22 protein-coding genes are annotated in these 25785 nt (G+C 70.9%); 5 read left to right on the top strand and 17 right to left on the bottom strand.

The features are described 5' to 3' along the window. Positions 1 to 34 precede the first annotated feature (34 nt). From rplS to proS, 7 genes are all read right to left on the bottom strand, one after another. On the bottom strand, positions 35 to 385 hold the full coding sequence (gene rplS / locus HDA41_RS28585) for a 50S ribosomal protein L19 (protein WP_184988735.1): 351 nt from the start codon (positions 383 to 385) through the stop codon (positions 35 to 37). 136 nt (positions 386 to 521) lie between these two features. Continuing rightward, positions 522 to 1355, bottom strand: a complete 834-nt coding sequence (gene trmD, locus HDA41_RS28580) for a tRNA (guanosine(37)-N1)-methyltransferase TrmD (RefSeq protein ID WP_184993797.1) — start codon at positions 1353 to 1355, stop codon at positions 522 to 524. Further along, entirely contained in the window at positions 1355 to 1897 is a 543-nt protein-coding gene (gene rimM / locus HDA41_RS28575) for a ribosome maturation factor RimM (protein WP_184988732.1), read from the bottom strand. Before rimM ends, trmD begins: the two co-directional genes overlap by 1 nt. An 81-nt stretch (positions 1898 to 1978) precedes the next feature. Next, complete coding sequence (locus tag HDA41_RS28570) at positions 1979 to 2218, bottom strand: RNA-binding protein (RefSeq protein ID WP_005479813.1); 240 nt, start codon at positions 2216 to 2218, stop codon at positions 1979 to 1981. A 2-nt stretch (positions 2219 to 2220) separates the two neighbouring features. Further along, on the bottom strand, positions 2221 to 2640 hold the full coding sequence (gene rpsP, locus HDA41_RS28565) for a 30S ribosomal protein S16 (RefSeq protein ID WP_020270730.1): 420 nt from the start codon (positions 2638 to 2640) through the stop codon (positions 2221 to 2223). A gap of 296 nt (positions 2641 to 2936) precedes the next feature. Further along, positions 2937 to 3545, bottom strand: coding sequence for a hypothetical protein (locus HDA41_RS28560; RefSeq protein ID WP_184988728.1), 609 nt, complete (start codon positions 3543 to 3545; stop codon positions 2937 to 2939). A 271-nt stretch (positions 3546 to 3816) separates the two neighbouring features. Next, on the bottom strand, positions 3817 to 5247 hold the full coding sequence (proS, locus tag HDA41_RS28555) for a proline--tRNA ligase (protein ID WP_184988725.1): 1431 nt from the start codon (positions 5245 to 5247) through the stop codon (positions 3817 to 3819). A gap of 199 nt (positions 5248 to 5446) precedes the next feature. On the opposite strand from proS, the gene HDA41_RS28550 reads away from it, so the two are divergent. Further along, the gene (locus HDA41_RS28550; protein WP_184988721.1) at positions 5447 to 6301 is read left to right on the top strand and encodes a methyltransferase domain-containing protein; all 855 of its coding nucleotides are present in this window, start codon (positions 5447 to 5449) and stop codon (positions 6299 to 6301) included. A gap of 116 nt (positions 6302 to 6417) precedes the next feature. On the opposite strand, the gene ffh is transcribed toward HDA41_RS28550, so the two are convergent. From ffh to nsdA, 5 genes are all read right to left on the bottom strand, one after another. Next, positions 6418 to 7968, bottom strand: a complete 1551-nt coding sequence (gene ffh, locus HDA41_RS28545) for a signal recognition particle protein (RefSeq protein ID WP_184988718.1) — start codon at positions 7966 to 7968, stop codon at positions 6418 to 6420. Between the two features lie 83 nt (positions 7969 to 8051). After that, positions 8052 to 10499, bottom strand: a complete 2448-nt coding sequence (locus HDA41_RS28540; protein ID WP_184988715.1) for a [protein-PII] uridylyltransferase — start codon at positions 10497 to 10499, stop codon at positions 8052 to 8054. Positions 10500 to 10528: 29 nt separating this feature from the next. After that, positions 10529 to 10867, bottom strand: coding sequence for a P-II family nitrogen regulator (locus HDA41_RS28535; protein WP_003993253.1), 339 nt, complete (start codon positions 10865 to 10867; stop codon positions 10529 to 10531). After that, on the bottom strand, positions 10864 to 12207 hold the full coding sequence (locus tag HDA41_RS28530) for an ammonium transporter (RefSeq protein WP_184988712.1): 1344 nt from the start codon (positions 12205 to 12207) through the stop codon (positions 10864 to 10866). Before HDA41_RS28530 ends, HDA41_RS28535 begins: the two co-directional genes overlap by 4 nt. Before the next feature lie 340 nt (positions 12208 to 12547). Further along, positions 12548 to 14047 (bottom strand): transcriptional repressor NsdA, encoded by a 1500-nt coding sequence (gene nsdA, locus HDA41_RS28525; RefSeq protein WP_184988709.1) that lies wholly within the window; start codon positions 14045 to 14047, stop codon positions 12548 to 12550. A gap of 444 nt (positions 14048 to 14491) precedes the next feature. On the opposite strand from nsdA, the gene HDA41_RS28520 reads away from it, so the two are divergent. Continuing rightward, complete coding sequence (locus tag HDA41_RS28520) at positions 14492 to 15157, top strand: bifunctional DNA primase/polymerase (RefSeq protein WP_184988706.1); 666 nt, start codon at positions 14492 to 14494, stop codon at positions 15155 to 15157. 108 nt (positions 15158 to 15265) lie between these two features. Here the strand turns inward: HDA41_RS28520 and ftsY are convergent, their stop codons facing one another. After that, positions 15266 to 16465 (bottom strand): signal recognition particle-docking protein FtsY, encoded by a 1200-nt coding sequence (gene ftsY / locus HDA41_RS28515; RefSeq protein WP_184988703.1) that lies wholly within the window; start codon positions 16463 to 16465, stop codon positions 15266 to 15268. 150 nt (positions 16466 to 16615) lie between these two features. Here ftsY and HDA41_RS28510 point away from each other — a divergent pair, with 150 nt between their 5' ends. Both HDA41_RS28510 and HDA41_RS28505 read left to right on the top strand, forming a co-directional pair. Next, on the top strand, positions 16616 to 17587 hold the full coding sequence (locus tag HDA41_RS28510; RefSeq protein WP_184988700.1) for an LLM class flavin-dependent oxidoreductase: 972 nt from the start codon (positions 16616 to 16618) through the stop codon (positions 17585 to 17587). Positions 17588 to 17639: 52 nt separating this feature from the next. Next, positions 17640 to 18017: a hypothetical protein gene (locus HDA41_RS28505; protein WP_184988697.1), complete on the top strand. Its 378-nt coding sequence runs from the start codon at positions 17640 to 17642 to the stop codon at positions 18015 to 18017. Positions 18018 to 18148: 131 nt separating this feature from the next. Here HDA41_RS28505 and HDA41_RS28500 read toward each other — a convergent pair whose 3' ends face one another. From HDA41_RS28500 to HDA41_RS28485, 4 genes are all read right to left on the bottom strand, one after another. After that, positions 18149 to 19567, bottom strand: a complete 1419-nt coding sequence (locus tag HDA41_RS28500; protein ID WP_184988694.1) for a sugar porter family MFS transporter — start codon at positions 19565 to 19567, stop codon at positions 18149 to 18151. Between the two features lie 222 nt (positions 19568 to 19789). After that, complete coding sequence (gene smc / locus HDA41_RS28495; RefSeq protein WP_184988691.1) at positions 19790 to 23398, bottom strand: chromosome segregation protein SMC; 3609 nt, start codon at positions 23396 to 23398, stop codon at positions 19790 to 19792. 209 nt (positions 23399 to 23607) lie between these two features. After that, positions 23608 to 23811 carry a hypothetical protein gene (locus HDA41_RS28490; protein ID WP_003993245.1) on the bottom strand — a complete coding sequence of 68 codons (204 nt, stop codon included), beginning with the start codon at positions 23809 to 23811 and terminating at the stop codon, positions 23608 to 23610. Between the two features lie 381 nt (positions 23812 to 24192). Next, the gene (locus HDA41_RS28485; RefSeq protein ID WP_184988688.1) at positions 24193 to 24474 is read right to left on the bottom strand and encodes an acylphosphatase; all 282 of its coding nucleotides are present in this window, start codon (positions 24472 to 24474) and stop codon (positions 24193 to 24195) included. A 161-nt stretch (positions 24475 to 24635) separates the two neighbouring features. On the opposite strand from HDA41_RS28485, the gene HDA41_RS28480 reads away from it, so the two are divergent. Next, complete coding sequence (locus HDA41_RS28480) at positions 24636 to 25781, top strand: CAP domain-containing protein (RefSeq protein ID WP_184988685.1); 1146 nt, start codon at positions 24636 to 24638, stop codon at positions 25779 to 25781. Positions 25782 to 25785: the final 4 nt, after the last annotated feature.

Raw genomic sequence — 25785 nt, 5'->3', positions numbered from 1 at the left:
GCTATCCGGCCCCGATGAGAACTCCGGAAAGCGCTCAGTTCTCGCGCTTCTCCTTGATCTTCGCGGCCTTGCCGCGCAGCTCGCGCAGGTAGTACAGCTTGGCGCGGCGGACGTCACCCTTGGTGACGAGCTCGATCTTCTCCACGATCGGGGTGTGCACCGGGAAGGTGCGCTCGACGCCGACGGAGAAGGAGACCTTGCGGACCGTGAAGCTCTCGCGCACGCCGGAACCCTGGCGGCGGATCACCACACCCTTGAACTGCTGCACACGGGAGCGGTTGCCCTCGATGACGCGGACGTGCACGTTGACCGTGTCGCCCGGACGGAAGGCGGGGACGTCGCTGCGCAGCGACGCGGAGTCGACGGTGTCGAGCAGGTGAGACATTTCGTCTGCTTTCCTCGCTGATGCCACAGGTCATCAACGGAAACTAGGTGTTTCGGATTCAGGGCTGTGCGGATCGGAGCGGGCGTCGTCTCCCCCTGTGGCAGGGGCGCACGCCGGACGGACGCACAACAGCTGGCTATTCTTCCACGCCGTCGGTCCTGCGCCAAAATCGGCCGTACGGCTCCCCCGCCGGGTCGGGTTCCCAGCCCAGGATGGACAGCATCTCGCGGTCCTTCTTGTCGAAGGCCTTGGGGTCGCAGTGCTCGATGAGGTCGGGCCGGTGGGCCGTCGTGCGCTTCAGGGCCTCGTCCCGCCGCCACCGGGCGATCTTCCCGTGGTGGCCGCTGAGCAGCACGTCGGGGATGTCCCGGCCGCGCCACTCGGGCGGCTTGGTGTAGACGGGACCCTCCAGCAGGCTCGCCATGGCGCCGGGTGCGAAGGAGTCGTCCCGGTGGGACTCGGCGTTGCCCAGGACGCCGGGCAGCAGCCGCGCCACGGCCTCCGTGACAACGAGGACGGCTGCCTCGCCACCGGCCAGGACGTAGTCGCCGATGGACACCTCGTACACCGGCATCCGCGTCGCGTACTCGTCGACGACGCGCCGGTCGATGCCCTCGTAGCGGGCCGGCGTGAAGATCAGCCAGGGGCGCTCGGAGAGGTGGACGGCGAGCTCCTGGGTGAAGGGGCGGCCGCTGGGCGTGGGCACGATGAGGGCCGGCTCGTGGGAGCCGGTCTCGTAGCCGTCGGCCAGGACGGAGTCCAGTGCCTCTCCCCAGGGCTCGGTCTTCATGACCATGCCCGGGCCGCCGCCGTAGGGCGTGTCGTCGACGGTGTTGTGGCGGTCGTAGGTCCACGAGCGCAGGTCGTGGACGTGCACGTTGAGCTGTCCACGCGCGCGTGCCTTGCCGACGAGGGAGACGTTCAGCGGTTCCAGGTACTCGGGGAAGATCGTGACGACGTCGAGGCGCATCACGACTCGTCCCGGCTGGAGGCGATCTCGGCGCGGTCGTCGATCAGGCCCGGCGGCGGGGTGATGACCGCCTTCTGCTCCTCCAGGTCGATCTCGCTGACGATCTCCTCGACGAAGGGGATCATCACCTCGCTGCCGTCCGCCCGCTCCACGATGAACAGGTCCTGGGTGGGCAGGTGCGAGATCTCCGTGATCCGCCCGACCTCCGTGCCGTCCGCGGTGACCACGTCGAGGTCGATGAGCTGGTGGTCGTAGTACTCGTCCTCGCCCTCGGGGAGTTCCTCCGGGTCGATCTCGGCGATCAGGAGGGTGTTGCGCAGGGCCTCGGCGCCGGTGCGGTCGCTGACGCCCTCGAAGCGCAGCAGGAGACGGCCGCTGTGGACGCGGCCCGTCTCGATGGTGAGCGGTCCCGCGGAGGCGGGATCGGTGGCGAGCACGGCGCCGGGCGCGAGCCTCAGTTCCGGCTCGTCGGTCCGTACCTCGACGGTGACCTCGCCCTTGATGCCATGGGCACGGCCGATCCGTGCGACTACCAGCTGCACGTGTCCATTCTCCTGTCATACGACTGCGGGCCGGGGACGGCCCTCAGGCCCTCCCCGGCCCGAGCCGGTTTGCGATAAGCGTCAGCGGACGTGGTCCACGTCGACGAGGTCGACGCGGACACCGCGACCGCCGATGGCGCCCACGACGGTACGCAGGGCGCGCGCGGTGCGGCCGTTGCGGCCGATCACCTTGCCGAGGTCGTCCGGGTGGACCCGGACCTCGAGCACTCGCCCGCGGCGCAGGTCGCGCGAGGCGACCTGCACATCGTCAGGGTTGTCGACGATGCCCTTCACGAGGTGCTCGAGAGCCTCCTCGAGCATGCTCAGGCCTCGGTCGAAGCGGACTCGGCAGCAGCCTCGTCCTTCTTCTCAGCCTTCTTCTTCTGGGTGATCGCCTCACCCTTGCCCTCGTCGTCGCCGCCGAGAGCCTCGAACGACGGACGCGCGGCCTTCTCGGGCTGCGTCAGCAGCGGAGCCGGGGCGGGCTCGCCCTTGAACTTCTGCCAGTCGCCGGTCTTCTTGAGGATGGCCATCACGGGCTCGGTCGGCTGGGCGCCGACACCGAGCCAGTACGCCACACGCTCGGCGTCGACCTCGATCACCGACGGGTTGTACGTCGGGTGGTACTTGCCGATCTCCTCGATCGCACGACCGTCACGACGGGTACGGGAGTCGGCGACGACGATGCGGTAGTGAGGCGAACGGATCTTGCCCAGACGCTTCAGCTTGATCTTGACTGCCACGGGAGTGGGTTCTCCTGGATTTGACGTGGTTGGGCACGGCGAGATGGCCGCGTGGGGTTGCGGTACCCGAGTGCCCGATGGACGCGTCAGCCGGAGGAGAGAGGGGTCCTGTGCGGCTGTCGAGTACAGCTAGCCATTCTGCCACACCCTGCCGGGCGGCTTTGACCGAGGGGCTCGCCCTGCTGTGCGGGCATGCGGCGGGGCGCCCGGCGTGGAGGTGAAGTACGTCGGGTGCCCTGCCCGGCAGTGGCGGGTGCTTGTCCCTACCGGCAGCCACGAGATGCCGGTTGCGGACGTCAGCCGGCCACCGCTTGCGCCCCCACGATGTCCGGGATCCGGAACGGCTTGCCGCAGCCGCCGCAGACGATGGGCGCCTGAGCGAGGACCGACGGCACGACGCGTACGTTGCGGCCGCAGTCGCAGACCGCCTTGACGCGGACGCCGCCGCCGGAGGAGCCGTGGCGGGCGGCCGGGCCCCGGAAGGTGCGGGAGGTGTCGGAGGAGGTGGCGGCCGTGTGGGCCTTGAGGGCGCGCTGGAGGCGCTCCATCGTCGGCCGGTAGCGTCGCTTCGCCTCGGGGGTGAGCGTGACCAGGGAGAAGCCGCTGCTGGGGTGCGGTTCCTCGGGGTGGTCCAAGCCCAGCTCCTCGGCGATCGCGAGGAATCTGCGGTTGTGGTAGCGGCCGGCACGGGAGGTGTCGCGGACGCCGCGGGCGGCGGCGATGCCATGGACTGCCTCATGGAGCAGTCGCTCGAAGGAGAGCTCGTGACCGCACGCGGACGACGACTCCCCGATCAGGGACTCTGGCGCGGCAAGGTCGGGCAGCTCGGGGTGGTACCGCTGAATATCGGCCCACGCCTGTGCCAGCTCTGCGGCGAGAACAGGTGGTGTCTGTGTCGTGCTCACGTAATGACAACGAGCCGGGGTGCCCCGGTGTTCCGATTCCGGGGCATCCCAAATAATTTGCACGTACCCGTCAGTTGCCTCTGATGCGTCCCGACGAGGGCGGGTGCGCGGATCTGTGGAGAAGCCTCACAGCTCACCACAAGGTGGTGCGTAGTCCCGCGTACGCCCCGGCGCGTAGATGATGTCCGCGCGCCGGGGACACAGAGGTCCGCGCATACGCAAGAGGCGTTTCGGCCGCCTCGCGTCCCACTCGGTGAGCGCGCGCCGCGGCTCAGTAAGCGCGTGCGACGACCGCGACGTTACCGGGTGCGTCGTCGGCGTCCGGCACCGACCCGTCCTCGGCGACCAGACACCGTACGGTCACCGCGTGATCGGCCAGCTTGGCTTCGCCCTCCTCGCCGAGCACCGCCCAGGGGATGCGCGCCCAGCCGCCGGCGCCCACGGCCTCGACGGCCTCGTCGATCGTCGAGACCTCGGTGGTACGGGACTCGCGGCGCTCCCGGGACTGCCTCAGCAGCAGTGCCTGGTCCTCTTCGAGGATCTTCGGCAACAGGGACACCAGGGCGTCGAGGGAGACCGGCTCCTTGCCTCCCCCAGTGCCGGACCCAGGGATGCGGCGCGCCAGCATCGCGGTGCCGTTCTGCAAGTCGCGCGGGCCGACCTCGATCCGGACCGGCACGCCCTTGAGCTCCCAGTCGACGGCGCGGCGGCCGAAGGGGGTGTCGGTGCGGTCGTCGACGTGGACACGGACCCCGGCCGCCTTCAGCCGGTCGCCGAGTTCGCGGACCTTGGCCAGAACCGCCTCGTCGCCCTTGATCGCGAGCACCACGGCCTGGATCTGCGCCAGCCGCGGCGGGACGCGCAGGCCGCTGTCGTCGCCGTGCATCATCACCAGGGCGCCGATCATGCGGGTGGTCGATCCCCAGGAGGTCTGCCAGACCAGTTCCTGCCGGCCGTCCTTCGAGAGGTACTGCGTGTTGAAGGCCTTGGCGAAGTTCTGGCCCAGCTCATGGCTGGTGGCCATCTGCAGGGCCTTGCCGTCGCCCATCATGCCTTCGAGCGTGAGGGTGTTGACGGCGCCGGCGAACCGCTCCTTGACGGTCTTGCGGCCGGGGACGACGTCCATCGCGAGGACGTTCACCATGAAGTCCTCGTAGACCTGCCGGTGAATGCGCGCGGCGAAATCGCGCGCCTCCTCGTACGTGGCGTGCGCGGTGTGGCCCTCCTGCCAGAGGAACTCGGTGGTGCGCAGGAAGAGGCGGGGCCGCAGCTCCCAGCGCACCACGTTCGCCCACTGGTTGATGAGCAGCGGCAGATCGCGGTAGCTCTGCACCCACTTCGAGAAGGAGGCGTTGACGATCATCTCGGAGGTGGGCCGCACCACGGCGGGCTCTTCGAGTTCCTTGCCGCCGCCGTGGGTGACCACGGCCAGCTCGGGCGCGAAGCCCTCGACGTGGTCCGCCTCCCTGGTCAGGTACGACTGGGGGATCAACAGGGGGAAGTACGCGTTCTGGGTGCCCGTCTCCTTGATGCGGGCGTCCATCTCGGCCTGCATCCGCTCCCACAGCCCGTATCCGTACGGTCGGATGACCATGGTGCCGCGCACCGGACCGTTGTCGGCGAGCTCCGCCTTGGTGATCAAGTCCTGGTACCAGCGCGGGAAATCGTCCGCCCGGGGGGTGAGAACGGGTGCCTTGGTCATGGCGAGATGGTACGGGCCGGCGTTGCCGGAATGTGAAATCTCGCCATAGGCACATGACAACTCATATGCCGTGCCGCATTCCACTGGACGACAGGTCGAGGGGGGAGTTTCCTGGCATACGGGGGTAGTGCGAGCGCACTGTCACGGGGGCCATGGAATCGGGCAAGAGGCAACTCTCGGCGGATTGGGGCGCTTACTTATGACACCTACGCTCGTGCGGCAGCACCTGCCTCACGCGGGGGCCGCACCCCGCGTGGACCTGCGTGCACGCGCGCGTGACTGGTCCGAGATCCAGGAGCGGATGCTCGTACCGCTCTACGAGGCCGTCTACGAGCGACTGGACGTGGGTCCCGCGACGCGGCTGCTCGGCCTCGGCTGCGGTTCCGGACTCGCCCTGCTGATGGCCACCGCCCGGGGAGCGGCGGTCACCGGTGTCGACGCTTCCCCCGAAAGAGTGACCCTCGCACGGGAGCGGCTGCTGCCCGGGGCCGGGGCCACGCGCGCGCGGGCGGACACCCGGCTGGTCGACGGCTCGCCCAGGGACACAAAGGAGCCGGGCGCTCCGGCGTACACCCTGGTGACCGCCTTCGAGCCGATCGGGTGCCTCGCGGGCGACTCGGAGGGGCTGGGCGGGCTGCTCGCGGAGGCGACACCGCTGGCGGGGCGCGGAGCGGCCGTGGTGCTGGTCGGCTGGGGTCCGCCGGAGCGGTGCGCCACGACGTCCGTGCTGCGGGTCGCGACCAAGCTGGCGGAACCGCTGCGCAGCACGGGCAGCTGGCGTCCCGCCCTCCGCGACGACCTGGAGGAGGTCGCCCAGCGGGCGGGTCTCAAGCCGGACGGGTCCGGGCGAGTGGCGTGCCCCTTCGGGTACGCCGATGTGGACAGCGCGGTACGCGGGCTCAAGTCGACGGGGCTGTTCGACGCGGCGATCACGGCGACGGACCAGGTGCAGGTGGACAAGGAGCTGACCGAGGCCCTGCATCCGCACCAGCGGCAGGACGGGACGGTGTGGATGCCGAACGTGTTCCGGTACCTGATCGCCCGGACGCCCTGACGCACCACGGTCTGCTGGAAGTTCCGAACAACCACCCGACGGGCGAACCGCAGCCGAACCGCTGAGGGCGCCCCCTTCGGAAGGGGGCGCCCTCAGCGCTGTTCGGGAACGGGCCCTCAGCCCATGAACTTCTTGAACTCGTCGGGGAGTTCGAAGTCCTTGGCGCCCTGCTGCGGCAGCCCGAAGGCGTTGCCGCCCTCGGCGGCGGCCGCGCGGCGGGCGGCTTCCTCCTGCTCCTGCTGCTTGCGCTTCATCGGGTTGCCGGAGCGCTGCTTGCCCTTGGCCTGCTTCTGCTTCTTCTTCGCCCGGCCGGGGCCGCCGCCCATGCCCGGCATGCCGGGCATCCCGGGCATGCCGCCGCCCTGGGCCATGCGGGACATCATCTTGCGGGCCTCGAAGAACCGCTCGACCAGGTTCTTCACCGCGCTGACCTCGACACCGGAACCCCGCGCGATACGGGCGCGGCGCGAGCCGTTGATGATCATCGGGTCCTGGCGCTCGCCCGGGGTCATCGACTTGATGATCGCGGCCGTGCGGTCGACGTCCCGCTCGTCGAGGTTGTTGATCTGGTCCTTCATCTGGCCCATGCCCGGGAGCATGCCGAGCAGCTTGGAGATGGAGCCCATCTTCCTGACCTGCTCCATCTGGGCCAGGAAGTCGTCGAGGGTGAAGTCCTGGCCCTTCTTGGAGGCCAGCTTCTCGGCCATCTTCTGGGCTTCGGCCTGGTCGAAGGTCTTCTCCGCCTGCTCGATCAGGGTGAGCAGGTCACCCATGTCGAGGATGCGGGAGGCCATCCGGTCCGGGTGGAAGGCGTCGAAGTCGTCGAGCTTCTCGCCGTTCGACGCGAACATGATCGGCTTGCCGGTGATCTGCCGGATCGACAGGGCCGCGCCACCGCGGGCGTCACCGTCGAGCTTGGAGAGCACCACGCCGTCGAAGCCGACGCCGTCACGGAAGGCCTCGGCGGTGTTGACCGCGTCCTGACCGATCATCGCGTCGACGACGAACAGGATCTCGTCGGGGCTGACCGCGTCCCGGATGTCCGCGGCCTGCTGCATCATCTCCTGGTCGATGCCCAGGCGGCCGGCGGTGTCCACGATGACGATGTCGTGGACCTTGGACTTGGCGTGCTCGATGGAGTCCTTGGCGACCTTGACCGGGTCGCCGACGCCGTTGCCCGGCTCGGGTGCGTAGACCGCGACACCGGCGCGCTCGGCGACGACGCTGAGCTGGTTCACGGCGTTCGGGCGCTGGAGGTCACAGGCGACCAGCAGCGGCGAGTGGCCCTGCTCCTTCAGCCAGTGGCCGAGCTTGCCCGCGAGGGTGGTCTTACCGGCACCCTGCAGACCGGCCAGCATGATCACCGTGGGCGGCTGCTTGGCGAAGCGCAGGCGCCGGGTCTCGCCGCCGAGGATGGTGACCAGTTCGTCGTTGACGATCTTGAGAACCTGCTGGGCCGGGTTCAGCGCCCTGCTGACCTCGGCGCCGAGCGCGCGCTCCTTGACGTTCTTGATGAACGTGCGGACGACCGGCAACGCCACATCCGCCTCGAGGAGCGCGATCCGGATCTCGCGCGCCGTGGCGTCGATGTCCGCCTCGGAGAGCCGTCCCTTGCCGCGCAGGTTCTTGAAGGTCGCTGAGAGGCGATCGGAAAGAGTATCGAACACGGCGCTCGCGGTCCTCGGGGTCGGAGACAGACTGGGGAATCGCCCTCCAGGGTATCCCGGCGTGACAAGTCGCCGGGTCGCCCTCACCCACGCAGTGTCTCCTCCAGCTTCCGCGCCACCGACTCGGCCTCGTCGCCGGGCAGCGGCGCCCCCTCCGGGCCGGTCACGTAGAAGGCGTCGACGGCGTTGGCACCGAGCGTCGAGACGTGCGCGCTGCGCACCAGGACGCTCGCGTCCTCCAGGGCGCGGCCGATGCGGAACAACAGGCCCGGGGCGTCCTGGGAGCGGACCTCGATGACGGTGGCCAGCCGGGAGGCGGCCGGGTGGACCGACACCCGGGGCGGCGGGGCCACCACGCCCCGGCGGCGCGGATAGGCCGCGTCCCGTTCGGCGAGGCGGCCGGCGATGTCCAGGGAGCCGTCCAGCGCCCGTACCAGGTCGGCGCGGAGGCGGGCGGCCTGCGGCAGGGAGCCGTACTCGGCGGCGACCCGCCAGTCCAGCAACAGAACGGTGCCGTCGACACCGTCCGGGAGGGTCAGGGACCGCAGCTCCGCCGTTCGTACGGTCAGCCGGTGCATGGCGAGGACACCGGCCACCGCGGGCAGCACACCCGGCTGATCGGGCACGGCGATGAGCAGTTCCACGCCGAGCGGCTCGGGGTCGCCGGAGGGCTCCTGCCCGGCGGGCGGCTCGGTCTGCGCCCGCAGGGAGAGGACCGGGCTGCCCGTCGCGACCGCCTCGATGGCGAGCCGCTCCTGCTCGGCGGTCGGCGCCGCGTCCTCGGGGTCGGCCGGGACGTCCCCGGCGAGCACCGCCGAGACCCGCTCGACCAGGTCGGCGACGAGCGAAGCGCGCCAGGACGACCAGGCGGCCGGGCCGGTGGCCAGGGCGTCGGCCTCGGTGAGCGCGTGCAGCAGTTCCAGGGTGCCCTGGGAGCCGACGGCCTCGGCGACCGCGCGCACGGTGGCCGGGTCCTCCAGGTCGCGCCGGGTGGCCGTCTCGACGAGCAGCAGATGGTGCCGGACCAGGGTGGCGACGACGGACACGTCGTGGCGGTCGAAGCCGATGCGGGCGGCCACGTCCTTGGCGATGATCTCGCCGGCCACCGAGTGGTCGCCGGGCCAGCCCTTGCCGATGTCGTGCAGCAGCGCGGCGACCAGCAGCAGGTCGGGGCGGCTGACGCGGCGGGTGAACTCGGAGGCGCGCACGGCGGTCTCGATGAGATGCCGGTCGACGGTCCAGATGTGCACGGCGTTGCGCTGGGGACGGCAGCGCACCCGCTCCCAGTCGGGCAGCAGCTGCGTGATCAGCCCCTCGGCCTCCAGCGCCTCCCAGACCTCGATGGTCGGGCGGCCGGAGCCGAGCAGGGTGACGAGCTGTTCGCGTGCCTCTGCGGGCCAGGGCGTGGGCAGCGGGCGCACGGTGGCCGCCAGGCGCCGTACGGCGTGCAGGGAGATCGGGAGTCCGGCCTGCGCGGCGGCGGCCGCGGCGCGCAGCGGCAGAACGGGGTCGCGCTCGGGGCGTGCGGCACGGGCGAGCACCACCTCGCCGTCCTGCTCCACCACGCCTTCGGCCAGCGGAGAACGCTCGGCGGTCGGTTTCCCGCCGCCCAGCATGGCGCGCAGCCGGGGCCGCACGGCGCGCGACCGCAGCACACGCCCCACCTCGCGCCAGGTGACATCACTGGCGTACGAGACGAGCCGCGCCGCCTCGTACACCTGCCGCAGCAGCGTGTCCGCGTCGAGCAGTCCCAGTTCGGCGGCCACCTGGTCCTGCTCCTGGAGGGCGAGCCGGTCGGTCGCCCGCCCGGTGGCCAGGTGCAGTGCGTCCCGCACGTCGAGGAGCCGGCGCCGGGCGTCGGCGAGGCCCTCGCGCGGGGCGTCCGCGAGCCAGGAGGCGGCGACGGCGCGCAGGGCGGTGGCGTCGCGCAGCCCGCCGCGGGCCTCCTTCAGGTCGGGTTCCAGGAGGTACTGCAACTCGCCCTGGCGCTCGGCGCGTTCGGCGCACAGTTCCTGGAGTTCGGGGAGGCGTTTGGGCGCCTGGTTGCGCCAGTCGGCCAGTACGGCGGTACGCAGTCCCGCGGTGAGGCCGAGGTCACCGGCGATGTGCCGGGCGTCCAGCAGTCCGAGCTGCACCTTGAGGTCCTCGCCGGCCGTCTTGCGGGCCTCGGCGGGCGTCCGGACGGAGTGGTCGAGGGCCAGGCCCAGGTCCCAGACGGGGTACCAGAGCCGGTCGGCGAGGGCGGCGACGGCCTTGGGGTCGCTGCCGTCGTGCAGCAGGAGCAGGTCCAGGTCGCTGCGGGGAGACAACTCGCCGCGGCCGTAGCCGCCGACGGCGACCAGGGAGGCCCCGCGCAGCCCTTCCGCGCCCGCGGCGAACAGGCCGGTGAGCCAGTCGTCCGTCAGGTCGGCCAGGGCCGCACGGCGCGGCGGCCCGGACCGCGCCTCCTCGGTGAGGAGACGCAGCCGGGCCGCCGCGTAGCCGCTGGGTCCCGAGTCTTCTGCTTCCTTCTGCACGTCCGTACCCGTCACCCAGCGACTCCTGTTCTGTTGTTCCTGCCTCAGAGGGCGTCCGGACCGCGCTCGCCGGTCCGCACGCGTACGGCCGTGTCGACCGGGATGGACCAGACCTTGCCGTCACCGATCTTGCCGGTGCGGGCCGCCTTGACCACGACGTCGATCAGCTGCTCGGCGTCGTCGTCCTCGACCAGGACCTCGATGCGGATCTTGGGGACCAGGTCGACGGTGTACTCGGCACCGCGGTAGACCTCGGTGTGGCCCCGCTGACGACCGTAGCCGCTGGCCTCGGTGACCGTCAGGCCGTGTACGCCGAAGGCCTGGAGGGCCTCCTTGATCTCGTCGAGCCGGTGCGGCTTCACGACGGCGGTGATGAGCTTCATGCGTCCACCTTCTTGCTCTCGGCGCCGGCCACGCCGGCCGCGACGGCGGCGGTCTTGGCGGCACCGCCACCGGCGCCGCTGAAGTCGTATGCGGTCTCGGCGTGCTCGGCCTGGTCGATGCCGGCGATCTCGTCGTCCTCGGTGACCCGCATACCCATGGTCTTGTCGAGGATGAAGGCGAGGAGCGCGGAGACGATCAGCGAGTAGGCGAGCACCGCGAAGACACCGGCGCACTGCTTCCAGAACTGGGTCAGGCCGCCACCGTAGAGGAGGCCCTCGACCTCGGACTGGCCCTTGCCGCTGGCGAAGAAGCCGATCAGCAGGGAGCCGACGACACCGCCGACCAGGTGGACACCGACGACGTCCAGGGAGTCGTCGTAGCCGAACTTGTACTTCAGGCCGACGGCCATGGCGCACAGCACACCGGCGATGACGCCGACGGCGATCGCGCCGAGCGGGGTGACCGCGCCACCGGCCGGGGTGATGGCGACCAGACCGGCGACCGCGCCGGAGGCGGCGCCCAGCGTGGTGAACGCGCCGTGGCGGATCTTCTCGTAGGCGAGCCAGGCCAGCATGGCGGCGGCGGTGGCGACCTGCGTGTTGACGAACATCAGCGCGCCGACGCCGTCGTCGTTGCCGAGCCAGGAGCCGGCGTTGAAGCCGAACCAGCCGAACCACAGGAGCCCCGCGCCGAGCATGACCAGCGGCAGGCTGTGCGGGCGCATCGGGTCCCTCTTGAAGCCGACGCGCTTGCCGATGACCAGGATCACGCCGAGGGCGGCGGCACCGGCGTTGATGTGGACCGCCGTACCACCGGCGAAGTCGATCACACCGAGTTCGAAGGCCCAGCCGCCGGTGCCCCAGACCCAGTGCGCGACCGGGAAGTAGACGACCGTGGCCCACAGGGCGACGAACAGCGCCCAGGCGCTGAACTTCACGCGGTCGGCGAGGGCACCGCTGATCAGGGCGGGCGTGATGATCGCGAACATCAGCTGGAAGACCAGGAACACGAACACCGGGATGGTGTAGCCGGGCCACAGCTCGGTCAGGCCGATGTTGCCGAGGCCGACCCAGTCGGAGTTCCAGCCGATGAGGCTGCCGGAGTCGGTGCCGAACGCCATGGAGAAGCCGTACAGCACCCACAGGATGGTGACGATCCCGAGGCTGATGAAGCTCATCATCAGCATGTTCAGGGTGCTCTTGACGCGGACCATGCCTCCGTAGAAGAAGGCCAGGCCCGGGGTCATGAGCATCACCAGGGCGGAACAGATGAGCATGAACCCTGTGTTGGCGGCAGACAGCTTGGGTGCTTCTGCGGCAAGGGTGATGGCTGGTGCCATCGGCGTCTCCTCGTCGTTGGTACGGCCCCGTGCGGGCGAAGCCTCGAGCGGAATGAGGGGTGGGCCGGTTATGCGCCACGAGATTGGCGCAGCGCGGTTTCGGTGGAAGCCCCTCGTTGTTTCGCCGCCGTGACGAAGGCGCTCTGTGTGTTACGCCTCGATGAACTGCCGGATTGTGGGCGCGTCGATCGTTATCGTGACGCAATCTTCCGCGCGGAAGCGGGTCCGGCCGCGGTCGGCCTTCCGATGACCTGGCACGGGGGAGCCGAGTCGGACAGTTCGGGAGGGCCGGCCGCGGCCGGGGTCCAGGTGGGGCGGGCAGGTCTCACCGGGTGGTGGCTCAGACCGCCTCGGCCGTCTCGGGCAGCTCGGCGGCGAGCCGCTCGGTGAGGTCGACGACCTCGCCGAGGTCACCGAAGTCGCGTGCGGCCGAGTCGACCGTCTTTCGGATACGAGTGTTGACCCGCTCGGAGCGGACCTTCTTGGCGACCTGCATGGCCTGCGAGGCGAAGACCGTGCACTGCTCGGGCTCGCGCTGGAGGAGGTTCACCGTGGCCATCCCGATCAGGTTCAGCGCATACGACCGCTGGTGCTCGCCGTCCTCGGCGAAGAGCTCGACGGCCCGCTGCATCAGGGGTTCGGCCAGCGAGGCGTACGTCGGGCTGCGGCCGGCGACATAGGCCAGGTCGCGGAACGAGTGGGAGTTCTCGCCGTACAGCTCGGCCTCGGAGAAGAAGCGGATCCAGTCGGGGTCGGGCTCGTCCCACTCGTCGGCCTCGGCGAAGGTGTCCTCGGCCATCCGGACCGCCCGCTTGCACTTGCCGGGCTGCCCCATGTTGGCGTAGGCGCGGGCCTCCATCGCATACAGCATCGACTGGGTGCGCGGGCTCGCGCAGTCCCGGCTGCCGTACTGCGCGAGGTGGATCAGCTCCAGCGCGTCGTCGGGCCGACCGAGGTGGATCATCTGCCGGCTCATGCTGGACAGCACGTACGAACCGAGGGGCCGGTCACCGGCCTCCTTCGCGGCGTGCAGCGCGAGGACGAAGTACTTCTGGGCGGTCGGCTGGAGCCCGACGTCGTACGACATCCAGCCGGCCAGCTCGGCGAGTTCGCCCGCGACCTTGAACAGGCACCGGGTGGTGGCCTCGGGCTGCGGCTCCTGGAGCAGGTCCGTCACCTCGTGCAGCTGCCCGACGACCGCCTTGCGGCGCAGGCCGCCGCCGCACTGGGCGTCCCACTGCCGGAACATCACGGTCGTGGACTCCAGCAGGTCCAGCTCCGGCTTGGAGAGCCGGCCGCGGGCCCGCCCGGAGGAGCCGGCCGAGGGCTCGGGCGCCGACCGCGGGGCCGGGGGCGAGGGGACGAGCCAGCGCTGCATGGGCTCGATGAGGGACGGGCCCGCAGACAGGACCAGCGAGCTCCCGAGGAAGCCGCGCCGCGCCAGCATCAGATCGCTGCGCGAGAACTCGCTGAGCAGGGCCACGGTCTGCGGGCCCGTCCAGGGCAGGTCGACGCCGGTCGCGGAGGGTGACTGGCGCGCGGTGCGCAGCCCCAGGTCCTCGACGGAGACGACGACGCCGAAGCGCTCCGAGAACAGCTCGGACAGGATCCTGGGGATCGGTTCGCGAGGGTTCTCGCCGTCGAGCCAGCGGCGCACGCGCGAGGTGTCCGTGGAGATGTGGTTGGCGCCCAGCTGGCGCGCCCGGCGGTTGACCTGGCGGGCGAGCTCGCCCTTGGACCAGCCGCTGCGCACGAACCAGGAGGTGAGCAGCTCGTTCGGGCGCTTGTCAGCGTGCGTCGCGTGTGCAGCGTCCGTCCCGCTTCCGCCGTTGCCGCTCACTGGAACGCCCCCATCCCTGAGACCACTTGTCGCCGAGTGCGCCAAGCCCTATCAGCATGCCGGTTCGTACGGCCGTCCGTCCGACCCTTGTCACCCTTCGAACGGAATACCGACTTGCCTCCGGCATACCCACGAGTGCATGTGCTCCCGGGACTCGTGCACACAAAGTAATCCTACGATCACCCGTCCAGCCACGGCTCACACGGAAACGCCACCATTCGCCACCCCAACGAATGAACCCATGTACGCGTCATCGCGATTCACTTGACACAGGACGACCAGGAACGGGTGCAGCGATGCGCCCGGGGGCGCGTGTCGCCAGGCACGCAACCCTGGCACATCCGGGCGCCGAGTGAGCCGGTCGCCGCCGGGAAGGTGGGAACAGAGAGTCACATCCCGCGTCCGCTGCGTAACTACCGGTGCGCCGGACCCGTTGGAGGGGGCATGGGCTTCACGATCGGCATCAGCCGGGGCATGCGCGACATCCGGTCCGGCTCACGCCGCCGCGGCCGCACGTCGGACGGCACCGCCGTGGCCGAGTACACCGGCCTGTGGGGCTGGGACGTGGTGCCGGGCGCCCGGGCCGCGGCGGGGGCCTGCTCCTGCGGCCGCCGTGACTGCCCGGCGCCGGGCGCGCATCCGCTCAACTTCGCGCCGGTGATCCCCGCCGGGGCGACGCTGGACGAGGTGACCGAGGCCTGGGGCGAGTTCCCCGGCGCCTCGGTGATGCTGCCGGTGGGCCGGGCGTTCGACGTCATCGAGGTGGCCGAACCCGCCGGCTGCCGCGCGCTGGCCCGGCTGGAGCGCATGGGCCTGCCCGTCGGCCCGGTCGTGGCGACCCCGGACGGCCGTGCCCACTTCTTCGTCGCCCCCGGTGCCGCCGCCGACCTGCCCGGACTGCTCTACCGCATGGGCTGGGACGACCCGGCCGCCCTCGACCTGCGCGGCCTCGGCCCCGGCGCGCACATCACGGCACCGCCCTCCGACCGCGGCGGCCTCGGCCCCGTGCGCTGGCTGCGCTCCCCCGCCCTGGACTCGGCGTCCAGGCCACCCGAGGCCCGCCTGGTCCTGGGCACGCTGGCGTACGTGGCACACCGGTCACGCGCCTAGCGCGGCACCTCGCACAGCGAAGCGCCCGACCCCGACTGCATCTCGGGGGCGGGCGCTTCCCTGCCGAATACGGATCTCAGGAGCCCACGCTCCGATGCCGTCCGCAGCTCAGTCTCCGATCAGGGCGTCGACGAACGCCTCCGGCTCGAACGGCGCCAGGTCGTCCGCGCCCTCGCCGAGCCCGATCAGCTTGACCGGGACACCCAGCTCGCGCTGGACCGCGACGACGATGCCGCCCTTGGCCGTGCCGTCGAGCTTGGTGAGGACGATGCCGGTGATGTCGACGACCTCGGCGAAGACCCGGGCCTGCACCAGGCCGTTCTGGCCGGTGGTGGCGTCGAGCACGAGCAGCACCTCGTCCACCGGGGCGTGCTTCTCCACGACCCGCTTGACCTTGCCGAGCTCGTCCATGAGGCCGGTCTTGGTGTGCAGGCGGCCGGCCGTGTCGATGAGCACGACGTTCGCGCCCATCTCCTTGCCCTCCTTGACCGCGTCGAAGGCGACGGAAGCCGGGTCGCCGCCCTCCGGTCCGCGCACGGTGTGGGCGCCGACGCGCTCGCCCCAGGTCTGGAGCTGGTCGGCGGCGGCGGCACGGAAGGTGTCGGCGGCGCCGAGCACGACGCTCTGGCCGTCGGCCACCAGGACACGCGCGAGCTTGCCGGTGGTGGTGGTCTTGCCGGTGCCGTTGACGCCGACGACCAGCACGATGCCCGGCTTGCGGTCCTCCGGCTCGGTCCTGACGGTGCGGTCCATGTCCCGGCCGACCAGTGTGACGAGCTCCTCGCGCAGCAGGGTGCGCAGCTCCTCGGGGGTGCGGGTGCCGAGCACCTTCACACGCTCGCGCAGGCGCTCGACCAGTTCCTGGGTGGGCTGCACGCCGACGTCGGCGGTGAGCAGGGTGTCCTCGATCTCCTCCCAGGTGTCCTCGTCGAGGTGCTCGCGCGACAGCAGGGTCAGCAAGCCCTGACCGAGAGCGTTCTGCGAGCGGGAGAGCCGGGCCCGCAGCCGGACCAGGCGACCCGCGGTGGGCTCCGGGATCTCGATCGCGGGAGCCTCGGCGGGCGGCTCCTCGACGACGACCGGAGCCGAGCCGTCCGGGAGATCCACCTCCTCTATCGTGCGCCGCGGTTCCTCCCGCGGCGTCTCGGCCTCGTCGCCGACGTGCGGCTCGGCCGGTGGGGCGGTGATGTCGGGCGCTGCTGGCGGGGGCGGGGGCAGCTGCTTCTTGCGCCGGCTGCCGACGATGAGCCCGCCGAGCGCGCCGAGCACGACCACGGCGATGACTACAGCAAGGATGACGATGTCCATAACGCGTCCAGTATCGGCCATGGGGCCCCGGGTCACCCTGCGCGCACCGCCCTCCCGGGACAAGGGCCGCCGGATCTCCACACCCCTGGATGTCTGACGCTCCGTCAGCTAACGTCCTCCGGACACCCGCCCGGTGAAGGGAGACGTCCCATGCCCGTCTCGGTCGTACGCTTCAACCTCGTCGCCCCCGGGGCCGCCCCGGCCGAGCTCGGCGCCCGTTACCGGGCGGCCCTGGAGATGGCCTCGTACGCCGACGACCGGGGCGTGACCACCGTGCAGACGGAGGAGCACCACGGGGCCGACAACAACTGGCTGCCTTCGCCGTTCTCCTTCGCGGGGGCCGTCTTCGGCGCGACCCGGCGCGTCTCGGTCACCGTCTCGGCGGTCATCGGCCCGCTGCACGACCCGCTGCGGCTCGCCGAGGAGATCGCCGTGCTGGACCTGCTGAGCGGCGGCCGGCTGGTGACGGTCGCCGGGATCGGGTACCGGCCCGAGGAGTACGACCTGTTCGGCGTGGACTTCGCCCGGCGCGGACGGCTCCAGGACGAGCTGCTGGAGACGCTGCTCGCGGCCTGGACGGGCGAGCCCTTCTCGTATCGGGGCCGCAGGGTCCGGATCACCCCGCGTCCGTATACCGAACCGCATCCCCTGCTCCTGGTCGGCGGCTCCTCCAAGGCCGCCGCCCGCCGGGCCGCCCGGCTGGGCCTGCCCTTCTTCCCCAGCGCGCACCTGCCGGAGCTGGAGGCGTACTACAAGGAACGGCTCGTCGAGTACGGCACCGAGGGCTGGGTGCTGATGCCCGCCGCCGAGACACCACTGCTGCATGTGGCGGAGGATCCGGACCGGGCCTGGGCGGAGTACGGGGAGCACTTCCTGCACGAGGCGCGGACGTACGCCTCCTGGCAGTCGGGCGGCGTGCGGTCCGCGGTGAAGTCGGCGGCGGCGACGGTCGAGGAGCTGCGCGCGGAGGGCGTGTACCGGATTCTCACGCCCGAGCAGTGTGCGGGGCTGGGGCTGGACTCCTACGTCCTGCATCCGCTGGCCGGCGGGATGCCGGTGGAGGAGGGGTGGCGGAGTCTGCAGCTGTTCGCGGGGCGGGTGATGCCAAAGCTGGCGGGCTGACACTCCCGATATCCGGTGGAACACCTCCGCCCGTCGGTGATGCACTGCGCGCATGACCTTGGCGGTGGATGTGTTCGTGCGGGACACGGACGGCGAGTGGCGGGTCCTGGACGTCCCGGAGGGGTGCGACGACTCGGCCGGCTTCGAGTCCTGGCGCCGGACGGTGTGGGGCTCGGGGACGGTGCGCTCGCTGGGCGCCCGTTACCTTCCGGTCCTGGCCCAGAACAATCTGCTGGTCGAGGCCCCGGAGGTACCGGATTTCCTGCGGGAGGTGGCCCTGCTGCGGGCGAACCTCGACCTGATCGCCGCCACCACCGAGCGCCCGCGCGGGATCACGGAGCGCCGGGATCAGCTGGAGTCACGGCTGCGCAACATCGAGGCGGCGGCCCTGCGCGCCCTGGAAAGCGGCGCCGGCGTTCTGATCTGGTGAGACAGCGGACCGCCGCCCCGGCTCGGGCAGTGGCCGAACCGGGGCGGCGGCGGGTTACGGGGAGAGGGGCAGCGGGGACTTTGGCCCTCCTCCCCGAGTGTGCGGGACGAGCCCGAGTGTGCGGGACGGGCTCAGCCCATCTCCTCCAGGGCCTTGCCCTTCGTCTCCTTGACGAACTTCAGGACGAACGGGATGGAGAGCGCGGCGAACGCCGTGTAGATCACGTAGGTCACGGAGAGGTTCCAGTCGGCCAGCGACGGGAAGCTCGCGGTGATGGCCCAGTTGGCGATCCACTGCGCGGCGGCGGCCACACCCAGGGCGGCGGCGCGGATCCGGTTGGGGAACATCTCGCCGAGCATGACCCAGACGACCACGCCCCAGGACAGGGCGAAGAAGAGGACGAAGATGTGCGCCGCGATCAGGGCGATCCAGCCCTGCGTGGCGGGCAGCTTGCCGTCGACGAGGTGGTGGGAGAACGCCCAGGCCTCCAGCGCCAGGCCGACGACCATGCCGATCGAGCCGATGATCGCGAGCGGCCGGCGGCCGACGCGGTCGACGAAGATCATCGCGATGACGGTGCCGACGATGTTGATGATCGACGTGGTGAAGGAGTAGAAGAACGAGTCCGTCGGGTCGACGCCGACCGACTGCCACAGTGTCGAGGAGTAGTAGAACGCGACGTTGATGCCGACGAACTGCTGGAAGACCGACAGGCCGATGCCGATCCAGACGATCGGCTTGAAGAAGAAGCTGCCGCCGAGCAGGTCCTTGAAGCTGGACTTGTGCTCGCTCTTCATGGCGCCCTCGATCTCGGCGACACGGGCGTCCAGGTCGATGTCCTTGCCCTCGACCTCGGCGAGGATCTCCCGGGCGCGCTCGTGCTTGCCGACGGAGATCAGGAAGCGCGGGGACTCGGGGATGGCGAAGGAGAGCAGCCCGTAGAGGATGGCCGGGATGACCATGACGCCGAGCATGACCTGCCAGGCCTCCAGGCCCATCAGCTTGCCGCGCTGGTCGCCGTCGGCGGCGTTCAGCACACCCCAGTTGACCAGCTGTGACACGGCGATGCCGATGACGATCGCGGCCTGCTGGAAGGAGCCGAGCCGGCCGCGGTAGGCGGGCGGGGCGACCTCGGCTATGTAGGCCGGGCCGATGACCGAGGCCATGCCGATGGCGAAGCCGCCGACGACGCGCCAGAAGGCGAGGTCGTACAGCGCGAAGGGAAGGGCCGAGCCGACGGCGCTGATCGTGAAGAGGATCGCGGCGATCTGCATGCACCGGATGCGGCCGATGCGGTCGGCTATGCGGCCGGCGGTCGCGGCACCGATGGCGCAGCCGATGAGGGCGATGGCGATGACCTGGGCGAGGGCTGCGGAACCGATGTCGTAGCGGCCCCGGATGGCCTCGACGGCGCCGTTGATCACGGAACTGTCGTAGCCGAAGAGGAAACCACCCATCGCGGCGGCCGCCGCGATGAAGATGACATGCCCGAGATGCTCGGGATGAGCCGCCCTGGCTCCTGACTTGGGGGCCTGCGCTGTGCTGGTCACGTGTACTCCTCGGGCCACCGGCAACGCTGCCGGAGCGAATCAGCCTTCGAGGTGCCACCTGAAGGTACCTGAAGGTAAAAGGAACGTTGCCGAGACTATGCCTTCAAGTTTCGAAGTCAATAGGTCGGCAGCTGTGAATCTGAGGCAGAAGTGTGCCCATGATGTGTTCAAGTGTTGAAGCCATCGAGAGCTGCAGGTGAGACCGGTGTAGGCACCATCCATCTAGCGGAGGCGCTGGCTGATGACCTTCGACACACCATCGCCCTGCATGGAGACGCCGTAGAGCGCGTCGGCGACCTCCATGGTGCGCTTCTGGTGGGTGATCACGATCAGCTGGGAGGCTTCCTGGAGCTCCTGCATGATCCGGATGAGCCGCTGGAGGTTGGTGTCGTCGAGGGCGGCCTCGACCTCGTCCATGACGTAGAACGGGCTGGGCCGCGCCTTGAAGATCGACACGAGCAGCGCCACGGCGGTCAGCGACCGCTCCCCGCCGGAGAGCAGGGACAGCCGCTTGACCTTCTTGCCCGGCGGACGGGCCTCGACGTCCACGCCCGTGGTGAGCATGTTGTCGGGGTCGGTCAGGATCAGCCGCCCCTCACCCCCCGGGAAGAGCCGGCTGAAGACGCCCTCGAACTCCCGGGCCGTGTCCCGGTATGCCTCGGTGAAGACCTGCTCGACGCGCTCGTCGACCTCCTTCACCACCTGGAGGAGGTCCGCCCGCGTCTTCTTGAGGTCCTCGAGCTGCTCGCTGAGGAACTGGTGGCGCTCCTCCAGCGCCGCGAACTCCTCCAGGGCGAGCGGGTTCACCTTGCCGAGCTGCTGGTAGGCGCGCTCGGCGGCCTTCAGTCGCTTCTCCTGCTCGGCCCGGACGAACGGCTTCGGCTGGTTGCGCGGGTGCTCCGGATCCTCCGGCAGCTCCTCGCCCTCGGCGGGGGGCGAGGGCGGCACGAGCTGATGCGGTCCGTACTCCGCCACCAGCCCCGCCGGTTCGACACCCAGCTCCTCCAGCGCCTTGGTCTCCAGCTGCTCGATCCGCAGCCGCTTCTCGGCGCCGAGTACCTCGCCGCGGTGGACCGAATCCGTCAACTTGTCGAGTTCGGCCTTGAGATCGCGTCCCTCGGTGCGGGCGCGGGCGAGTTCCTGTTCGCGGCGGGCTTTGGCGGCCTCCGCGGCGGTGCGCTCCTCGTCGGCGCGGGCCAGGGAGACCTCGACGTGCGCGAGCAGCTGCCGGGCGCCCGAGCCGACGGCCTCGGCGACCGCCGCCTCATGCCGCAGGCGGGCCCGCCGCTGCTCGGCACGCGCGCGTGCCTCGCGTTCCGCGCGGGCGGCCCGGTCCAGGGAGTCTGCCCGTCCGGCCAGGCCCTTGACCCGTTCCTCGTGCGTACGGACCTGGAGGCGGGCCTCCATCTCCGTCTGGCGCGCGTTGGCACCGTCGGCGGCGAGCCGGTCCCGTACGGACGTGTCGGGCTCCTCCTCGATCGGCATCTCCTCGGCGACGGCGAGCCGCTCGGCGAGTTCCTCGACCTCCGCGAGTGCCTTGTCGAGGGCCTCCTGTGCCCGGGCCGCGGCGGCGGTGGACCGCTCGGCCTCCCCTGCCGCGCCCCGTGCCTGCCCGGCGAGCCGGCCGAGCTGCTGGGCGACGGCCGACTTCTCCCGGTCGGCGGCCCGGCGCCGCTCCCCCAGTTCCTCGACCAGCGCGGCACACTCCTTGCGCCTGGCCATGGCCGAGTGCTGGGCCTCGGTCAGCTCCCCGCAGCGGACGGCCAGCTCCTCCAGCTCGGCAGCGGCCTCGTCGACGGAGGCCTGCACTTCGAGGAGGCTGGGGACGCCCGCGGAGCCGCCGTGGGCGAAGTGGGCGCCGAGGAGGTCACCTTCGGCCGTGACGGCGGTGAGGTAGGGGTGGGCGTAGACGAGGTCTTCGGCGTCTTCGAGGGTGCCGACGATGACGGTGTTGTGCAGGAGGCGCCGTACGGCCGGCATGAGGTCGCTGGGGCCGCGGACCAGGTCGGCGGCGAAGTGCTGCGCAGGCGGTGCCGGGAGAGGCCGGCGGTCGTCTGCGGGTTCGTCGGGGCTGGTCGCGCAGTTCCCCGCACCGCTTCGGGGCGCTTCCGGTGTTCCCGCCAGGAGCAGTGCCGCCCGGCCTCCGTCCTGCTTGCGCAAGAGCCTGATCGCGTCGGCTGCCGATGCCGGGGTCGTCACGGCGATCGCGTCCGCCGCCGCTCCGAAGGCCGCTGCCAGGGCTACTTCGTGGCCGGGGGTCACCGTCAGGAGTTCCGCCGCCGGGCCGAGGAGGCCGGAGAGACGGTCCTTCGCCGCGAGCAGTGTCCCGGTGCCGTCCTTGCGGCGCAGGCCGAGCGCCAGGGTCTCGTGGCGGGCCTGGGTGGCGGCGCGATTGCGTTCGGCCGCCGTGACCGCCTCGCGGGCTGCCGTGAGGGCGGCCTCGGCCTCGGCGAGCTGCTGCTTCGCCGCCTCGTGCTGCTCGGCGAGTTCCGCGTCACCGGCGTCGAGGCCGTCGACCTCCGCCTTGAGGGCTTCGTACTCCTCCTGGGCGGCGACGGCACGTTCCTGCGCCTCGTCGCGGGCGGCGGCCAGGCGTTCGATCTCGGCCTGGGCGGAGGCGGCGCGGGAACGGGCCGCGTTGACCTGGCCGCTGAGCCGGGCCAGTCCCTCGCGCCGGTCGGCGATGGCGCGGGCGGCGTCCTTCAGGCGCCGTTCCTCCTGGGCCAGTTCGCGCTCCAGCTCGGCGCGGTGGGCGACGGTGTCCTCCAGGGCGCGTTCGGCCGCCTCCAGGGCCGCTTCCAGCTCGGCCTCCTGCTCGCGGATGCGGGCCGCCTCGCGCTCCATGTCCTCCGGGTCGCGGCCGCGCCGTTCCTCGGGGGGCGCGGAGGTGGCGCTCTGCACGCGGGCGTCGGCCAGCGAGATCGTGCCGCGCACCCGCTCGGCGAGCTGGGAGAGCTCGTACCAGGTCTGCTGGGCGCGCTGGAGGCGCGGCGTGAGCTGCCGCACCTCGTCCTCCAGGAGGGACTCGCGCTGGAGCGCCTTGCGCAGCTCCTGCTCGGCGGCCTCCTTGCGTGCCTTCAGCGCGGCCTCGTCGGCGACCTCGGCCTTGAGGGCTTCCCGCAGCCGTACGAGGTCGTCGGCCAGCAGGCGCAGCCGGGCGTCGCGCAGGTCGGCCTGGATGACGGCGGCCCTGCGCGCGACGGCGGCCTGGCGGCCGAGGGGCTTGAGCTGGCGTCTGAGTTCGTCGGTGAGGTCCTGCACGCGCGCGAGGTTGGCCTGCATCGCGTCCAGCTTGCGCAGCGCCTTCTCCTTGCGCTTGCGGTGCTTGAGGACGCCGGCGGCCTCCTCGATGAAGGCGCGGCGCCCCATGGGGTCGGCGTGCAGGACGGAGTCGAGCTGGCCCTGTCCGACGATCACGTGCATCTCGCGGCCGATGCCGGAGTCGGAGAGCAGTTCCTGGATGTCGAGGAGGCGGCAGGTGTCGCCGTTGATCTGGTACTCGCTGCCGCCGTTGCGGAACATGATCCGCGTGATGGTGACCTCGGCGTACTCGATGGGCAGGGCCCCGTCGGAGTTGTCGATGGTCAGGGACACCTCGGCCCGGCCCAGCGGCGGGCGGCCGGTGGTGCCTGCGAAGATGACGTCCTCCATCTTGCCGCCGCGCAGGGATTTGGCGCCCTGCTCGCCCATGACCCAGCTGAGCGCGTCCACGACGTTGGACTTGCCCGAGCCGTTCGGTCCGACGACGCACGTGATCCCCGGCTCGAACCGGAGTGTGGTCGCCGAGGCGAACGACTTGAACCCACGGAGGGTCAGGGCCTTGAGGTGCACGCCGCCGGACTCTACCGCTCGGGTTCGTCTCACTCCATGAACCCACGGTTTCGCCACTGAACGCGCAGGGCACACCAGACGTTAAGACGGTGAAAGGATGCGGGGGAAAGAAAGAAGGGACGCCGACGGCGTCCCTTGCACTTCTGACAACTCAGCGGTTGTGACGGGCGGCCCAACCACTGCGGTGCTGTTGTGGAGCGGTGCAGTGATCAGGTGAGCGCAGGCTCCGCCTGGTGTGCGTCAACGCTCTCCATGATCCTGTCGTGAGAAGCGGCAGCCGTCAGCGCTTCGTTCTCCGCCTGGATCCGTACGAGCTCGGATTCCAGATCCTGGACGCGCTGCTGGAGCCGTCGCATCTCGGCGAGGAGTCGAGGGTCGGAGCCGCCGACGTAACCGAGAAGCGCCTTTGCCATGATGGATGGTCCTCCACAATGAGTGACCGACCGATGCGGTGTGGGTCGTGAGGGATTCCGCACCCGCAGTCTTGGCAGGGCCTGGAGTTGTGCTGCCGTTCAGCCATGCCAAACAGCTAAGGTGCGCGGGGTGCTTTCAGCGTCTCACCAAAAAGTTTGACGGTCAACACGATCACGCCCTGCATTGGCGGGCGACCCGGGCGCGCACGGCCTGGAACGGCGGTGCTGCGGCTTCTGCGGGGCCCTCGGGGCGTGGCGATCATCCTTGCGTGTGCGGCCTGTCAAGGCAAGTGATTCTTGCAATCACCAGCAAGTTTCTGTCCGAGGCGACCTCGGCGACCGGTCAGCGGGCGGCCCCGGGGGCCGCCCGGCGGGGTGACATCAGCGGATGGCGAAGCCCTCGTAGCCGCCGCGCGGTGTGTCCCAGATCTCGGTGACGCCGTCCACGCGCCCGGGCGTGTCGTCACTTTGGAGCCACTCCAGCAGTCCCTCACACCCCCCGCGCGCGCCCTCCGCGACCACCTGGACCCGCCCGTCGCCCAAATTGAGAGCAAAGCCACTCAGGCCGCCGATCTCCAGGGCCTTGGCCCGCGTGAACCAGCGGAAACCCACACCTTGGACGCGTCCACGCACCCAGGCGACCAGTCGCACATCCTCACTCATGACTGCAACCTAACCGCCCGAACTCTCTCCGGGCACTTCCTCCACTTGCGCCATGCGGTACCGTCCCCACCCAACGAATCTCATATGAAACTCACACGATCGAGTGAGTTTGGTGTTGATCTCGAGGACGAGTCGACCGCCAGGACGAGGAAGGCCAGGACATGGGACGCCACCGACGCTCCGCCGCCGGCCGCGCCGCCACGGGCCGCGCCACGGGGATCACGCAGGCCGACGGCTCCGTGGCAGGCCACGACCCGCTGCGCTCCCCCGCGGGAGACGGCCCGACGATGGGCATCGCGCCCTACCTGAACCCCGAGGCGTACGCCGACGCCTACGCGGAGAGCGAGGCCTACCTGTTCGCCACGGGTGCCTCCCAGCCGGGTGACGGCCGTGACCTGCGGACCGCCGAGACGGCCGCCTTCGCCGACGACGGCTTCACGCCCGACGGCGGCGCCCGACGCGCGGGCTCGCACCGCCGCCGGAAGAAGACCGCGCGGCCGATGCGCACCGGGCTGCTCGGCGTGTCCGCGGCGGTCGCCCTCGGCACGGTCGCGGTCGCCACGGGCGCGGTGCCCGGCCTCGAGAACTACCAGCTCGGCGGCGGCACCGGCGGCGCCGACAAGGTGCAGGCCGGGGACACGCCGACGAACGGCCCGACCGAGCAGGGCGGCACCACCGGCAGCGCCGACGGCCGGTACGGCGCGCCCACGAGCCGGGACGCCGAGCGCTCCCTCTCGCCGTCGCCGTCCGCCTCGAAGTCGTCGGCCGCGCCGACGAAGACGCCGGAGAAGCCCGAGCGGACGCAGGAGAAGACGCCGGAGAAGAAGAGGCCGACCGCCACCACTCCCAGCGAGAAGCCGGACAACACGCCCTCCCGTACGGCCACGAAGGCGCCGGTGAAGCCCAGCGTGCCCGCCTCCCTCTCCGAGGAGTCCGCCGCCGCGGCCCAGGTGCTCGCGCTCGTGAACGAGGAGCGGGCGAAGGTGGGGTGCAGTGCGGTCGCCGCGAACAGCGCGCTGACCGAGCTGGCGCAGAACTACAGCGAGGACATGGCCGCGCGGGGCTTCTTCGACCACACCGACCCGGACGGCCGGACGCCGTGGGACCGGGCCGAGAGGGCCGGGATATCCAACCTCGGCGGGGAGAACATAGCCCGCGGCCAGGCCGACGCGGCGGCCGTGATGGATGCCTGGATGAACAGCCCCGGCCACCGCGCCAACATCCTGAACTGCGACTTCAAGACGCTCGGCGTCGGGGTCGAGTTCGGGTCGGGCGGCCCGTGGTGGACCCAGAACTTCGGCTACTGAGCTC

Source organism: Streptomyces caelestis (assembly GCF_014205255.1).
In the GTDB taxonomy this organism is placed as follows: domain Bacteria; phylum Actinomycetota; class Actinomycetes; order Streptomycetales; family Streptomycetaceae; genus Streptomyces; species Streptomyces caelestis.
This window is presented reverse-complemented; position numbering and strand designations above follow the sequence as displayed.